A 238-nucleotide genomic window follows, 5' to 3' on the forward strand; every position below is an offset into this window, starting at 1 on the left:
GTGTACCTCTCTCGTTTGCTCAGTTGTTCAGGAATATGGTGCAGCAGCTCGCCGTCGCCGCAGTAAATTGCGGCGTGATTCGGCACTGATGAACCAAAACAGCACAGCAGCACATCGCCCGGCTGTGCCGCTGACAACGGCACCTGATACAGCCCCGTCGCCTCCAGATTATCCAGATAGAGATTCTGGCCGTTACGCCACCAGTCATCCTCACGATGAAAGTCCGGCATCTCAATCC

The 238-nt window shown here is 55.9% G+C and carries 1 protein-coding gene; it reads right to left on the bottom strand.

The annotated features are described in order from the left end of the window. Positions 1 to 238, bottom strand: a 238-nt coding sequence (locus ACTHSL_RS14175) for an NlpC/P60 family protein (protein ID WP_440381756.1), incomplete at both ends; no start/stop codon positions are given.

This window comes from Neisseria sp. P0008.S010 (assembly GCF_051962715.1).
In the GTDB taxonomy this organism is placed as follows: Bacteria; Pseudomonadota; Gammaproteobacteria; order Burkholderiales; family Neisseriaceae; genus Neisseria; species Neisseria elongata.